9 protein-coding genes are annotated in these 15,243 nt (G+C 36.9%); 6 read left to right on the top strand and 3 right to left on the bottom strand.

Annotated features, from left to right (window positions below):
• Positions 1-46 precede the first annotated feature (46 nt).
• A complete protein-coding gene (pruA, locus tag M2132_RS01305) occupies positions 47-1,684 on the top strand; it encodes an L-glutamate gamma-semialdehyde dehydrogenase (RefSeq protein WP_280670533.1) in 1,638 nt (545 codons plus the stop codon).
• A gap of 81 nt (positions 1,685-1,765) precedes the next feature.
• On the opposite strand, the gene M2132_RS01300 is transcribed toward pruA, so the two are convergent.
• The 3 genes from M2132_RS01300 to der all read right to left on the bottom strand — a co-directional run bounded on the left by M2132_RS01300 (position 1,766) and on the right by der (position 6,749).
• Entirely contained in the window at positions 1,766-3,307 is a 1,542-nt protein-coding gene (locus tag M2132_RS01300) for a TlpA disulfide reductase family protein (RefSeq protein ID WP_280670531.1), read from the bottom strand.
• 4 nt (positions 3,308-3,311) lie between these two features.
• On the bottom strand, positions 3,312-4,580 hold the full coding sequence (locus tag M2132_RS01295) for a TlpA disulfide reductase family protein (protein ID WP_280670529.1): 1,269 nt from the start codon (positions 4,578-4,580) through the stop codon (positions 3,312-3,314).
• 852 nt (positions 4,581-5,432) lie between these two features.
• Positions 5,433-6,749, bottom strand: a complete 1,317-nt coding sequence (gene der / locus M2132_RS01290) for a ribosome biogenesis GTPase Der (protein WP_280670527.1) — start codon at positions 6,747-6,749, stop codon at positions 5,433-5,435.
• Between the two features lie 353 nt (positions 6,750-7,102).
• Here der and M2132_RS01285 point away from each other — a divergent pair, with 353 nt between their 5' ends.
• The 5 genes from M2132_RS01285 to M2132_RS01265 all read left to right on the top strand — a co-directional run bounded on the left by M2132_RS01285 (position 7,103) and on the right by M2132_RS01265 (position 15,132).
• The gene (locus M2132_RS01285; RefSeq protein ID WP_280670525.1) at positions 7,103-9,013 is read left to right on the top strand and encodes a T9SS type A sorting domain-containing protein; all 1,911 of its coding nucleotides are present in this window, start codon (positions 7,103-7,105) and stop codon (positions 9,011-9,013) included.
• Positions 9,014-9,377: 364 nt separating this feature from the next.
• Positions 9,378-11,333 (top strand): Omp28-related outer membrane protein, encoded by a 1,956-nt coding sequence (locus tag M2132_RS01280; RefSeq protein WP_280670523.1) that lies wholly within the window; start codon positions 9,378-9,380, stop codon positions 11,331-11,333.
• A gap of 288 nt (positions 11,334-11,621) precedes the next feature.
• Positions 11,622-12,866 (top strand): DUF1015 domain-containing protein, encoded by a 1,245-nt coding sequence (locus M2132_RS01275; protein WP_280670521.1) that lies wholly within the window; start codon positions 11,622-11,624, stop codon positions 12,864-12,866.
• A 127-nt stretch (positions 12,867-12,993) separates the two neighbouring features.
• On the top strand, positions 12,994-14,184 hold the full coding sequence (kbl, locus tag M2132_RS01270) for a glycine C-acetyltransferase (RefSeq protein WP_280670519.1): 1,191 nt from the start codon (positions 12,994-12,996) through the stop codon (positions 14,182-14,184).
• Between the two features lie 3 nt (positions 14,185-14,187).
• Positions 14,188-15,132, top strand: coding sequence for an NAD-dependent epimerase/dehydratase family protein (locus M2132_RS01265; RefSeq protein ID WP_280670517.1), 945 nt, complete (start codon positions 14,188-14,190; stop codon positions 15,130-15,132).
• Positions 15,133-15,243: the final 111 nt, after the last annotated feature.

The following is a 15,243-nucleotide window of genomic DNA, read 5'->3' as shown; positions in this document are numbered from 1 at the left end:
TTATTCATATATATTATAAACGAACAATAAATATCATTTAAGAATCATGAACAATGCTATTTTCCAATTCAGGGAACCCCAGAATGAGCCTGTCAATTCGTACGCTCCGGGCACTCCAGAAAGAAAACTTCTGCAAGAAGAGTTAAAGAGACAGTATAACAAAACCATCGAAATACCACTCATTATTGGTGGTAAAGCCGTTAAAACCGGTAAAATGGGGAAAGTGGTAATGCCAACAGAACATGGTCATGTATTGGCAACTTATCACATGGTAACCGAAAAAGAGGTGAAAATGGCCATTGATGCGGCAATGAATGCTAAAAAACAATGGGAAAACACACCATGGGTGGAACGTTGTTCTATCATGATGAAAATTGCCGAGCTGCTGTCTAAAAAATATAGATATGTAATAAGCGCGGCAACCATGCTGGGGCAGGGCAAAAACCCTTACCAAGCCGAGATTGATACTCCATGTGAGGCTATCGACTTCCTTCGGTTCAACGCATACTATGCCTCTCAAATATACGCCGAGCAACCATTATCGGATAATTCTGTAATTAACAGGCTGGAATACCGTCCGTTAGAAGGTTTTGTATATGCCATATCTCCGTTCAACTTTACGGCCATAGCATGTAACCTCAATATATCGCCAGTGCTGATGGGAAATGTTACGATATGGAAACCTGCAACAACAGCTATCCTTTCTAACTATTACCTGATGGAGATATTTAAGGAAGCAGGGTTGCCAGATGGAGTTATCAACTTCCTTCCGGGTAGCGGTGCAGTGATTAGCGATACTGTTTTTGCTTCTCCCGATTTTGCCGGTGTACACTTTACCGGAAGTACGTCTACCTTCAATGCGTTCTGGAAAACCATAGCCAACAATGTGGATAAGTATAAAACATATCCCAAAATAGTGGGTGAAACAGGTGGAAAAGACTTTATTTTTGCTCATGAATCGGCCGACCCAAAAGAGCTTGCGGTTGCAATAGTGCGGGGAGCATTCGAATATCAGGGACAAAAATGTTCGGCTGCTTCACGGGCATATGTTCCCAAATCGATTTGGGAAAATACAGTGAAGGAAATTGCAGTAATGATGAAAACTCTCAAAATGGGAGACGTGCGCGACTTCACCAATTTTATGAATGCCGTTATTGACGAAAAAGCATTCAATACAATAACAAAATATATAGACAGGGCTAAAGACTCGAAAGATGCGGAAATCGTATTCGGTGGGAATTATGATAAATCGGTAGGGTACTTTATTGAACCGACTCTGATTGAAGCCAAAACTCCTGATTACGAAACAATGTCTTTGGAATTGTTTGGACCTGTAATCACAGTTTACGTGTACGAAGACAAAAAGTATAGCGAAACCTTGTGTCTATGCGACCAAACATCAGCATATGCTTTAACAGGTTCTATCTTTGCTCGCGACCGTTATGCCGCAATCGAAGCTTTCGAAGCATTGAGGTATGCTGCCGGTAACTTCTACATCAACGATAAACCAACGGGAGCCGTTGTTGGAAATCAACCATTTGGCGGTGCAAGAGCATCTGGTACGAACGATAAGGCAGGAAGCGCTCTTAACCTATATCGCTGGGTAAGCCCGCGTTGTATCAAAGAAACGCTTGTTCCGGCAACCGATTACAGATATCCGTTCCTTGATCCGGATAAGAAGTAATAATCGAAGCTAATAAAAAATAAACTGTATATCTTCTCGTAGTGGAAATATACAGTTTATTTTTTGGTTGATCTTTTTTTACTACTCAGACAGAAGCTCATCAATCCATTCCTGCATTTGTTCCGAACCCGGAAAACTTGACTGCTTTTGTTTTAGTTTTCCGTCCTTGTCGTACAACAAATAAGTAGGAATCTCCGAAAAGTCCAAAGTGTTTGTTATATATTTCCACTCTTCTTTTGTGAGATAGTAATGCTCACCGCCAATGCCTTCTACTCTTTGAGTCCAGATATTTTGAGGGGAAGATTCGTTGGTCATATATACAAAAACAATTTCTTTATCTTTCAGATCCGATTTTAATCCTCTCATTTCTTCCATTGCTCTTAGGCATGGACCGCACCATGTTGCCCAAAAATCAACAATTACAACCTTACCTTTGTATTTCGAAATGATTGCCTCCATTACTTTTTCTTTCGGCACATCCGGTGTTTTATTAACAACAGGATTACCCTTGGTGGCTGATAGTTGCTTTACTTCTTCATTTTTATTTAATAAAATTCGGGCTATCTCACCTTTTCCGAAGTAAGCTTCTATATTTTCAATTTGTTTTCCTGACAGCGGCCTTAATCTGTTATTTAGTTGCTGAGCATAAGCATTGGCTATCAGAACATCGTAAAATATTCCGTCATCGAAACCCACCAAATCGGTCAGTATTGCCTTTGCTGAACGAAGCCATGTCTCTATTGGTATATCATCGATAGGAGAGACATTCAAGGTTTCGTTCTCTAATATATTCTGAAAAAGTTTAAAATATTCGCTAGTATATAACAACAGTGTATCATTCAAGTTCATATCTTTTAGGAACGAATAGTAAGATATTTCAGGTTCAATAAAGTTTGGGAAATCATCTTCATTCTTTTCCGGGTTTGTGTTTGAATAATTGATTGCCATCGATTCTTTATAAGGAAAAAACTGATTATTTATAAGAAAAAGTTTAAATTCATTTTTTAGTATTTGTTTTGCCCGCTCTGACAAAGAGGTATCACTATCAGCTATTTCTTCCCTATGTTTCAGCATTTTTTTTGATAATTCCACATAATAATCCAGGCTTTTTTCATAAAGTTTTTCTTCCGGTGCCACTTCTCTATAAGGATGATTGCCTTCCATCATATCATTCATTACATCTGCTGAATTTACTATGTCGTAAGACGAAAAAAGGGTGAATCCATCAGTTTTTATTTGTTTCTTTCCTGCTTCATCATAAATAATGGTTAGGTTCGTAGTTTCATCACGAGTCACACCAACCATAAGAGAACTACACTCATCGTTAATGCTAAGAAAAGATATTGCATAATCAGTTTCAATAGGCACTTCAATACTGAATGAATTATCTTCCTTTATTTGAGTCGTAAGCATCAATATTTCAGCAGTAATTGGATGATATACAGCAAAAAACACCTCATCACTTATATTCGCTTTACCATATTTATCAATTATAGTTCCTGTAACCTTAGCCGTTCCCGATTTTATTTGAGGTACAGGCAACGAGTCTTTGGCATTTAAAGAGAAAGTTACCAACAAAACACTCAATAGTGTCGCTATTCTTAAGTAATTCTTTTTATTCATAAATTTAAAGTTTTATTAATTTCAAAAAGACATTTATCGCCTCCTTTGTTTTGAAAGACGACCCCTCTCTATAAACTATTTTACCCTGTTTATCAATAAGCATATAAGTGGGAAAAGTTTCCATTTTCAGTTTTCCGTGAACAGACTCCAGGTTTTTTACAGTTGAATAACTGTTCCAAACATTCGGCCATCTTACATTTTCCTGCTCAATGATACCTTGCAGCTTTTCGATGTCTTTTTCATTTTCCAAAGCAATTCCTATAATCAAAACATCTTCTCTGCCTTTTATCTTATCGTATAGTTCTTTTATTTCTGGCAATGATTCTATACATGGACCACACCAACTGCCCCAAAAATCAATAAAAACATATTTATCTTTCATCAAATCGTTCAAACATAGCGGCTTGCCTGTTGATAATGAATTTGAATATAACACAGGCAGACAACTCCCTACACGGCTACTGTCGGTCAACGCTCCGAGGTCTTCCAAATAGAGATTATTACCTACAATAGATTCTAAAAATACCATTCTGTTGTTCACAGAAAGAGTATCACCTATCTTTTTTTCTAATAATGGCTCACCCAACAGATGTTCTTGGCTCACAAATCTAAACTTCGACATTTTTTTATCAAGATGAGAAACGGTTATATCCCTTCCGCTTTTTCCCTCATAGATATCTACTAATCTGTCATTTATGCTAACAGAACCTTTCATATAATTATTCGATGCTATTAAAAAATCAAGATAATAATCATCCTCAGTGAGATAATTTTCCTTGTCTCCCAAATCATGATAAAAAGGGTTTATGTACAGATATACCTCTGTTGGAGTAAAGCCTGTCGCCGGCTCATACCTAAAAGAATTAACCGAAAAGCGAATACATAACTGTTCCTGTTCTTCCGAGAAGGGAGGAATGTTATAATCTTTCAAAGAAAATGTATATACTTTCTCGTCCGAAAATTTTTTATTGCCGTTACAGTCTGCTATTATTGATTTAGTTCCCTCTTTCTTATCGAGGCTTATGCACAAGTGTATTTTATTTTCGTCGGCATTTTTCAACCCATCTGGTAGCGTTGGATTTGCTAAAAGCACATAAACAGCTATGGCATCGGCTTGGGGGATACCTTTAAATGAGCTTATATCTGTAACTCTGTCAGCATACAGAAAAGAACCCGAATTATATTTGTCACTTTTGGTATAAGCTTTTTTTTCAAATAAAACGATATATTTTTCACTCTTAATTTGCGCTGAGATAAAAGAGCAAGACATCATTCCCATAAGACAAAAAAAAGATATAATTACTCTCAATTTATGAATCATAATAACGTGAGGTATATTATTTTATATTTCATCACTTGCAGTTTGAAACAAAAATAAACTTAAAATATTACATTAGCCTATTTTATTTTTATCTAATGACCGAATTTCTTTTAATAAAGAATCTATTGATTCTTGAAGTAATTGGAATATCTCTTGTTTCTTCTTAATTTCCATATTTACCAAAACTTTATAAACATTTCCTCTACTATCAATAATAATTGTAGTAGGGAAACCTGAATTAAAATTTAAACGTATCCATTTTTTGTCCCCAAATCATTAGTGTCCCATTAAAATTTCGATTAACTCTTATATGCTTCTGAATACCACTAAATTACAATCAATATAAAAGTAAACGGACTTGGATTTGTAATTCGTACTTAAATGTAAAAATTAAATATTTCTATTTTGTAAAATCCTATAATTCAGCATTATCGATAAATCAAATTTATTCAATTATTAGCAGATTAATTTTTATGGGACACTAGTGTCCCCAAATATTTAAAGTAAAAAGGACAAAAAATAATGTGAGGTATACTGCTTTGTATTTCATTTTTTTAATTTCGAATATTTTGGTGTAAATTAACCAAAAAGAAATACAAAATAGCAGTATAAACAAAACATTAACTTTAATTTAATATTTTGTTGTTAAAGCTATATATTTTTATAGTTTCTAAATAATTAGGAGAGGGCTATATTTTGAGACGGTTACTTTTTAGCATAAAAGAAGGTCTCTATCATTACAATTAAACATAATAGAGATTATATAACTTTTGGTGATCTTAAAGCAATAGGATTTTCCGTTCCTTATTTTTCCTTTATTATAATGTTTATAGGAGTTCCTGTAAGCTTCCAGTTTTCACGGATTCGGTTTTCAAGGAAACGTTTATATGGTTCTTTTATCCATTGTGGTAAATTACAGAAAAACACGAATGTAGGTATTTGGGTATTCGGAAGTTGTGTTATATATTTTATTTTTATGTATTTTCCTTTATTAGCTGGTGGCGGTGTACGTTCTACCAAAGGAAGCATCACAGTGTTAAGTTGGTTTGTAGGAATTTTGGTCTTTCTGATTTTAAAAACCTCTTTAGCTTCTTCCAACACTTTCAGAATCCGTTGTTTGGTAATTGCTGATGCGAATATGATTGGGAAATCGGTAAATGGAGCCAATCGGTTACGAATAGCCGCTTCGAAAGTTTTAATCACAACTTGCTCTTTATTCTCCACCAAATCCCATTTATTGACACATACAACCAATCCTTTCCGGTTTTTCTGAATAAGTGAAAATATATTCAAGTCCTGACTTTCAATACCTTTTGTGGCATCAATCATCAGAACACAGACATCTGAATTTTCAATGGCTCGTATCGATCTTATAACTGAGTAATACTCAAGATCTTCTGTTACTTTTCCTTTTTTACGGATTCCGGCTGTATCAACCAAATAGAAATCCATATTAAATTTGTTAAATCGTGTATAAATTGAATCACGAGTTGTTCCGGCTAAGTCAGTTACAATATTTCGTTCTTCACCAATCAAAGCATTTACCAAAGATGATTTACCGGCATTTGGACGACCAACTATTGCTATACGGGGAATATCGTCCAGAACTTCGTCCTCTTCCGATTTTTTAGTGAACTTAGAAATTATTTCATCCAGCAAATCGCCTGTACCAGAACCATTTATAGCCGATATATTCATCGGATCGCCCAATCCAAGTTGATAGAACTCAGCCGATTGGGCATGCAGATTAAAATTATCAGCTTTGTTCGATACTATAATAACAGGCTTTTTTGAACGACGAAGAATATCGGCTACACCTAAATCTAAGTCTGTCAATCCATTCATTACATCAAGAACAAACAAAATAACATCGGCTTCCTCGATAGCAATAGCAACTTGTTTGTTTATTTCCTCTTCAAAAATGTCGTCCGAGTTGACAACCCACCCGCCAGTATCTACCAACGAGAACTCCTGTCCCCCCCACTCTACTTTTCCGTATTGCCTGTCGCGAGTTGTGCCTGCGGTTTCATCCACAATAGCTTGTTTGCTATGTGTCAGACGATTAAAGAGAGTAGATTTTCCTACATTTGGACGGCCAACTATTGCTACAAGATTTCCCATATGATTGTTTTGTTGTTCTTTTTCTGGATTTTCAAAAGAGATATTCGCATGCAAAGGTAGTCAAACTTTTCTTAATAGCAGATAAGCTTATAGCATGGGTTTCTCATAAAACAGTTTAAGAATGGACTTCAGAGCCCCAAAATATATTTAAGAAGAACGAGGTTACTCCATAATTTATACCCTAATAAAATATAATACAGGAGAAATAATCTGTATGAATTTATTTATAAGGAAAACTCTTTTATTATATTTACAGGTTGAAATCGGAGAACCTTAATTTATTAAGGTGATGGTCAACTCCGAGCAAAAAATTATTATAATTGTTTCATTCAAAATAAAGGTAAAAAGATAAAATGAAAAGAAATTTACTGTTTTTATTCCTCGTTCAGTTTATAGTAGGAGGAATTTATGCTCAAAACTTTACAGAACAGGTATGGCTTCAATCATCCAACAATGAACCTCAATCAAGAACATTGGGATATAGCGACTATATGGCAAGCCCGGTAGAATTTGAATTAGATACAGACTCTGACGTGAAGTTAGCAATCAGTATCCCCGAAAGCAGGCTACCTAACTACGCCAATGGCAAATTAACCAGAGTCTTTATTTATGCTGAAGACGGATTATCTGATGTTCAGCTTTATATTGGGGATACTTATGATGAAGCGCCCATTTATACACAAAACATTACTCTGATAGGTGGCCAATGGAATGAAATAGTTTTGAATACTCCATTCATAATACCATCAGACAAAGCTTTTGTTATCGGATATTCTGCTTCAGCCAAAGGTGGCACTCTTCTCGGATTGCTTAGTGGCGCTAACGGAGCTAACTGTCATATAGGTTTAAAAAATGCCGGTAGCACTGACAATTACCAATGGGGCACCACCAATGGGTTGAGTGCGAATATTGCTATTTTAGGTTCAGTAGAAAGAGACGACTATTCTACTTGCAATATTAATTTTGCCGCTCTATATACACCTACTTACAATCAGACGAATAAACCATTCTCTGTTAATGGACGATTTTATAACAGGGGAACAACAAAAATCAACAGCCTTGATGTAACCTACAAAGTTGGGGATAACGAAGCTAAAACCATAACATTTAGCGATTTGAACCTATACCATAATTTCGGTAAAGATTTTGAAATAAACGATCTTTCTTGTGCACAAGAAGGCACTTATCCTGTCGAAATTACATTCTCAAACATCAATGGAGGTGTAGACGAAGATATCATTAGCGACAACACAAAGACCTCCAACATTCTGTTTGCTAATATTTTATTTGGCAGAAAGCATGTTGCCGAAGAAGCTACCGGAACATGGTGCAGTTGGTGTCCCAGAGGTGCCGTAGCTTTGGCATACCTGAAAGAAAACTATCCTGACTCATTTATTGGCATTGCTGTTCATGGCCCTTCTATTGTTAAAGATCCTATGACTGATGATGCTTATATTTTGGGTATGAATCGCTATGGTGGTTCAGAATATCCAAAAGCTACATTCAACAGGGATGATGTTATTGATCCGGGTAATATACCGTCTCTTTTCGAGGCTTCAGAATTGCTGACTTCAATGCGTGTAACACTGTATGGAGATTTTGTTGACGACACAAAAAAACAAGTGAAACTGACAGCAGCAATAACATCAGCTTTGGCAAACCCGGATGCGCAATACAAATTGGCTTTTGCTGTAATAGAAAATGATGTTACCGGAACAGGCGACTTGTATAACCAGCTGAACTCTTACTCAGATGGCCGTAATGGCGAAATGGGCGGTTTCGAAAAATTACCCAACCCTGTACCGGCAGACCAAATGGTGTATCAAGAAGTTGCTCGTGGAATATTCCCTTTCGAAGGAATAAATGGCAGTGTTCCTACAACATTAAACCAATTAGAGCCTGTTACTTTCGATTATACGGTAACAGTACCCTCGTCTGTAAATGATGTTGAAAAAACAGAATATATTGTTATGTTGCTTGATGCAAAAGGTAAAATAGTTAATGCTGATAAACTTGAAGTTTCTCACTTTGGCATGGGTATCAATGATTCTCAGACAGACGGAAAAACAGCTTATGTCCGTGCAGAAGGTTCTTCTATCATCATTGATGGCGAATTCACATCAGCTCAGATTTACGATGCTATGGGAAGACTTGTTAAGAGCATAAACAATACAACAAATACTGTTTCTGCCAACAATGGCCTATACATCGTTAAAGTAACCAATGGCAACAAGCAATTCACTGAAAAAGTTATTGTTCGATAAACAATCAGATAAACAATACAAAAAGGAGCTGAATTCTAAGTATCTTTATGTATAAACACACAGAAGCAAATCAGAGAGGATGTATTTTTACATTCTCTCTTTTTTTACTTGATTCTTTGGCCTAATGCAAAAAAACTATACAAAACCAGAGCCAAATAAGTATTTTTGAGTAAACAAAAAAATATGTTTTACAGAATATTTACAGAAAAAAATTGCATGAATTCACTTATCAGGAAAACTCTTTCACTATATTTACAGTTTGAAGTAAATTGCCTTAAAAAACAATAAGGTGATAATTTTAATTTATGAATTGCAACTTCAAACAAAGAGTTATTTTAATTGTTTTATTTCAAATAGATAAAAAATGAAAAGAAGTGTACTATTTTTATTCCTCATTCAGTTTGTGATAGGAGGAATTTGTGCCCAAAAATTCACACAGTTGGCACCGTCAAAATCAAAATCTAAGGTTTTTTCTCAATCTCAATCGTCTGATGATAATGATGCTTTAGCAAAGACATTAGGATATAGCGATTATTTGGCAGATGTGTATGGAGTTCAGCCGAATTTGGATGCTGATGTAAATATGGCAATAAGTCTTTCCAAAAGCAGATTGAATGATTATGCCGGAGGCAAATTGACTAAAGTTTTCATCTATGCCGAAGAAGGAATGACTGATGTTGAATTTTATATCAGCGAAGCTTATAACAAAGCGCCTATTTATGAACAGGATATTATTCTGACAAGCGGCGGGTGGAATGAAATTGTCTTGGAGACTCCATTCACAATACCTTCAGATAAGGGTATAGTTATGGGATATTCGGGTATAGTTGCAGCCAACTCTACTTTGGGGATCCTAAGTGGTAGTAACTCAGCTAATTGCTATATAGCCCTTAGAGAACCGGGCAGTTCTACTGCTTACGAGTGGCACACTTTTTCAGAATATGGTTGGGCTGCAAATGTTGGTATCTTAGGTTTAGTAGAAAAAGAAGATTATACTTCTCTTTGTAACCTTAATTTTCCCACTTTATCAGCACCTACTTGTAGTTATACAAACAAAGAATTTTCTGTCAGTGGAATATTCTATAACAGAGGTAATGTAAAAATCAACAGTGTTGATATAACTTTTAAAGTTGGAGATAATGATCCTATAACTACAACATTCACCAACTTGAACCTATATAACAACTTCGGAACAGAATTCAATATACAGGGTCTTTCGTATGCACAAGAAGGTACATACCCTGTTGAGATTACATTTTCTAATATCAATGGCGGCATAGATGAAGATATTGTTACTGATAACTCTAAAACTGCTGATGTTCTGTTCGCGGATGTTTTGTTCGACAGAAAACAGGTTGCCGAAGAAGCTACCGGAACATGGTGCGGTTGGTGTCCCAGAGGCGCTGTTGCTATGGCATACATGAAAGAAAATTATCCTGATTCATTCATCGGAATAGCAGTGCATGGACGTTATACATCTGAAGACCCGATGACCAATGCCGCTTATATTTCGAGTGTGTCTAAAAAGATTTCAGGATATCCAAGTGCTCTTTATAACAGAGAGTACATGGATATAGATCCGGGAAGCATACCATATGCTTACGAAATTTCTGAAATGGTAGCCCCTATGCGTGTTACACTGTATGGTGATTTTGTTGATGACACAAAAAAACAAGTAAAATTGACCACTGCAATAACATCGGCTTTGGCTAACCCGAATGCACAATATAAATTGGCTTTCGCTGTTATCGAAAATGATGTAACCGGAACATCTACCTTGTATAACCAAACAAACTATTATGCAGGTGGCGCTGCCGGTGAAATGGGAGGCTTCGAAAAATTAGCGGATCCTGTTCCTGCAAGTAAGATGGTTTACCAAGAAGTTGCTCGCGGAATATTCCCATCTTTCGATGGAGCAAGTGGTAGTGTTCCTGCAACTTTAAACAAATTAGAAACCGTAACTTTCGATTATACGATAGCAGTTCCCTCGTCTGTAAATAATCTTGAAAAAACAGAATATATTGTTATGTTGCTTGATGCAAAAGGTAAAATAGTAAATGCTGACAAGATCGAAATTTCAGACTTTGGTATGGGTATCAATGATTCTCAAACAGACGAAAAAACAGCATTTGTCCGTGCAGAAGGTTCTTCTATCATCATTGACGGTGAATTCACATCAGCTCAGATTTATGACGCAATGGGAAGACTTGTTAAGAGCATCGATAATACAACAAATACTGTTTCGGCCAACGGTGGTCTATACATCGTTAAGGTAACTAACGGTAATAAACAATTTACTGAAAAAGTTATTGTTCGATAAACAGTCGATTTAAACTTATACAAAAAGAGCAATCAGGTAATTTTCTGGTTGCTCTTTTTTCTATCTACTTGTCACAAATTCCGTATAAAAGCTATTTTTGCGCATATTGTAAGCAATCTGACTACAAATTAAGGACCATAAGCCTATTTTGCTTACAAAATATGTTTTACAGAATATTTGCAGAAATAACATGCCGGAGTTTGATTATTCGATAAACTCTTTCATTATCTTTGCAGCACGAAATTATTAATCTATAAATAATATCATAGAACCAAAAAGATTAAAGTTATGGCTGTAATTAAACCATTTAAGGGCGTTCGCCCTCCAAAAGCGTTAGTACAAGAAGTTGTATCTCGTCCTTATGATGTATTAAGCTCGGAAGAAGCAAGAGAAGAAGCTAAAGGCAACGAGAAATCTTTATATAGAATCATTAAACCTGAGATCGATTTCGAACCGGGTAAAGATGAGCATGCTCCTGAAGTATATCAAAAAGCTGTTGAAAACTTCAACATGTTTCAGGATAAAGGCTGGTTAGTGCAAGACGATAAAGAAAACTATTACGTGTATGCACAAACTATGGACGGAAGAACACAATATGGTTTAGTTGTTTGTGCTCACGTTGACGATTATATGAATGGTCATATCAAAAAACATGAGTTGACTCGCCGCGATAAAGAAGAAGACCGTATGAAACACGTTCGTGTTAACAACGCAAACGTTGAGCCTGTTTTCTTTGCATATCCAAACAACGAAGGATTGGATAATTTGATAAAAAGAATCATTCAAAGTCCTGCGGAATACGATTTCGTTGCACCTGACGGATTCGGACACCATTTTTGGGTAATCAGCAACGAAGATGACATTAAATTCATCACCGAAGCTTTTGCTAAAATACCCGATATGTATATAGCAGACGGCCACCACCGTTCGGCTGCTGCCGCATTGGTTGGTGCTGAAAAAGCAAAACAAAATCCAAACCACAAAGGAGACGAAGAATACAACTACTTTATGGCAGTATGCTTCCCCGACAATCAACTGAACATCATTGACTACAATCGTGTAGTTAAAGATTTGAACGGATTGACTCCTGAGCAGTTTGTAGAAAAATTGAAAGAACATTTCACCGTAGAAAAACTCGGATCTGAAATGGACGCACCTAAAGGTCTTCATCATTTCTCAATTTATCTGAATGGTACTTGCTATGCTTTAACAGCTAAAGAAGGAACTTACGATGATAATGATCCAATCGGAGTGCTTGACGTAACCATTTCTTCAAAATATATACTTGACGATATTTTAGGCATCAAAGACCTACGTTCGGACAAACGTATCGACTTTGTTGGTGGTATCCGCGGACTTGGTGAATTGAAAAAACGTGTTGACAGTGGAGAAATGGCTGTAGCACTTGCCCTTTATCCTGTTACAATGAAGCAATTGATGGACATTGCCGACACAGGCAACATCATGCCTCCAAAAACAACATGGTTCGAGCCTAAACTACGTTCAGGTTTGGTTATACATAAGTTGTCGTAAAAAAATAATTTGAATATATAATGGAGTAGCAATGAAAATATTGTTACTCCATTAGTCGATTATAATACATAATCCTTTCGGAAAGGAGTAAATTGAATTAAAAATATCATTTTAGAATATAAAAGCTATGTACGGAAAATTTCAATCGTATCTACAAAACGAATTAGCTTCTATCGAAGAACAGGGCTTATTCAAAAACGAGAGAATCATTGTTTCTCCCCAAAGTGCAGAAATTAAAGTTAATTCAGGACAAGAAGTTCTTAACTTTTGTGCAAACAACTATTTGGGCTTGTCGGACAACGAAGAGTTGATCGACGCTGCAAAAAAAGCTCTGGACGAACGCGGGTTTGGCATGTCGTCCGTACGCTTTATTTGCGGAACGCAAGATATTCATAAAAAACTGGAACAAAAAATATCTGACTTTTTTGGAACAGAAGATACAATCTTATATGCAGCTTGCTTCGATGCAAACGGAGGTGTATTTGAACCTCTTTTGGGCGAAGAAGACGCGATCATATCAGATTCTCTTAACCACGCTTCTATCATTGACGGGGTGCGTTTGTGTAAAGCAAAACGTTACCGTTATGCCAATGCCAACATGGAAGAACTGGAAAACTGCTTGAAACAAGCGCAAGCGCAACGCTTCCGCATTATTGTTACAGATGGTGTTTTCTCGATGGACGGTAATGTTGCTCCAATGGACAAAATTATGGAGTTGGCCGATAAATATGAGGCTCTTGTAATGGTAGACGAAAGCCACTCTGCTGGTGTGGTTGGCAAAACAGGCCGTGGTGTTACTGAGGCATATAACTGCCGTGGCAAAGTAGACATACTTACCGGAACATTGGGTAAAGCCTTTGGTGGTGCCATAGGTGGATTCACAACAGGTCGCAAAGAAATTATTTCGATGCTCCGCCAGCGTTCTCGTCCTTACCTGTTCTCTAATTCAATACCTCCAATGGTAGCAGGTGCAGGTATCCGTATGTTCGAAATGATGGACGAAACAAACGAACGCCAAGATAAACTGCACGAAAACGTAGATTATTTCGTTTCTAAAATGCAAGAAGCAGGATTCGATATCAAACCTACGCAATCAGCTATCTGTGCTGTTATGCTTTACGATGCAAAACTATCGCAAGACATGGCCTCTAAGTTGTTGGACGAAGGTATCTACGTAACCGGGTTCTACTACCCTGTGGTTCCTAAAGGCGAAGCACGTATCCGCGTTCAGCTGTCGGCAGCTCACGAAAAAGAACATCTTGATAAATGTATCGCTGCATTCATTAAAATCGGAAAAGAACTGAAAGTAGTAAAATAATATATGAAAAAAATACTTTTTACGGGTTGTGGCGGGCAGATAGGCTCTGAACTGCTTTTTGCTTTCCGCAAAGAATATGGAAACGATAATATAATAGCATCCGACGTTTCCCCTAAAATTAAACAAGAAATACTTGAAAGTGGTCCTTTCATCAGTTTAGATGTAACAGATCGCCAAGCAATTGCAAATGCAATAGATGAGTATAAAGTAGATGCCATTGTTCATTTAGCAGGAATCCTGTCGGCAGTGGGTGAAAAAAATCCACAATTGGCGTGGAATGTCAATATGAACGGTACAGTAAATATGTTTGAAGTAGCTCGCGAAAAGGGTATAAAACGTATTCTTGTTCCCAGTTCTATTGCTGCTTTCGGCCCTGACACTCCCCACGAAATGACTCCCCAACGCACTTTGCTATACCCTACCACCATGTATGGTATTAATAAGGTAGCAAACGAGTTATTGGGTAGCTATTACAATGCCAAATACGACATGGATATTCGCGGGTTACGCTATCCGGGTATTATCAGCCATAAAACAGCTCCCGGTGGTGGTACAACAGACTATGCCGTAGCTATTTACTTCGATGCTATTGCTAAAGGATCGTACGAGTGTTTCCTTAGCGAAAACACCATGTTGCCGATGATGTATATGCCCGACTGTATAAAAGGTACTTTCGACTTATTCCATGCCGATAAATCGCAACTGACTGACGCCACCCGTTACAATGTAACGGCGTTTAGTGTAACACCAAAAATGGTGGCCGATTCGATAAAGAAACACATCCCTAACTTCGAGATAACATACAAGCCCGATTTCCGTCAGGCTATAGCCGATTCTTGGACAGACAGCATGGACGACCATTTGGCTCGCCAAGAATGGGGATGGAACCCTGAATACGATTTGGACAAAATGACCGAAGAAATGTTGAGAGAAATAAGTCTTAAATAAAAGCACAGACCTAAATCCTATAAAGCCTGTTGTTCGTCTCAGAAAGAGCAACAGGCTTTTTCTTTTGTTTCAGAAAAGACTTTAAATACAATCCTGTTTTGGTTTTTCCGA

It is taken from the genome of Dysgonomonas sp. PH5-45 (genome assembly GCF_029893235.1).
Classification (GTDB): domain Bacteria; phylum Bacteroidota; class Bacteroidia; order Bacteroidales; family Dysgonomonadaceae; genus UBA1309.
Note: the sequence above shows the minus strand (reverse complement) of the source record. Positions and strands in the feature narration are given on the sequence as shown.

Coding starts and splice junctions, on each gene's coding strand:
- der (WP_280670527.1), bottom strand. CDS start 6,749: ATGGGAAATCTTGTAGCAATAGTTGGCCGTCCAAATGTAGGAAAATCT.
- M2132_RS01285 (WP_280670525.1), top strand. CDS start 7,103: ATGAAAAGAAATTTACTGTTTTTATTCCTCGTTCAGTTTATAGTAGGA.
- pruA (WP_280670533.1), top strand. CDS start 47: ATGAACAATGCTATTTTCCAATTCAGGGAACCCCAGAATGAGCCTGTC.
- M2132_RS01280 (WP_280670523.1), top strand. CDS start 9,378: ATGAAAAGAAGTGTACTATTTTTATTCCTCATTCAGTTTGTGATAGGA.
- M2132_RS01300 (WP_280670531.1), bottom strand. CDS start 3,307: ATGAATAAAAAGAATTACTTAAGAATAGCGACACTATTGAGTGTTTTG.
- M2132_RS01275 (WP_280670521.1), top strand. CDS start 11,622: ATGGCTGTAATTAAACCATTTAAGGGCGTTCGCCCTCCAAAAGCGTTA.
- kbl (WP_280670519.1), top strand. CDS start 12,994: ATGTACGGAAAATTTCAATCGTATCTACAAAACGAATTAGCTTCTATC.
- M2132_RS01295 (WP_280670529.1), bottom strand. CDS start 4,580: ATGATGTCTTGCTCTTTTATCTCAGCGCAAATTAAGAGTGAAAAATAT.
- M2132_RS01265 (WP_280670517.1), top strand. CDS start 14,188: ATGAAAAAAATACTTTTTACGGGTTGTGGCGGGCAGATAGGCTCTGAA.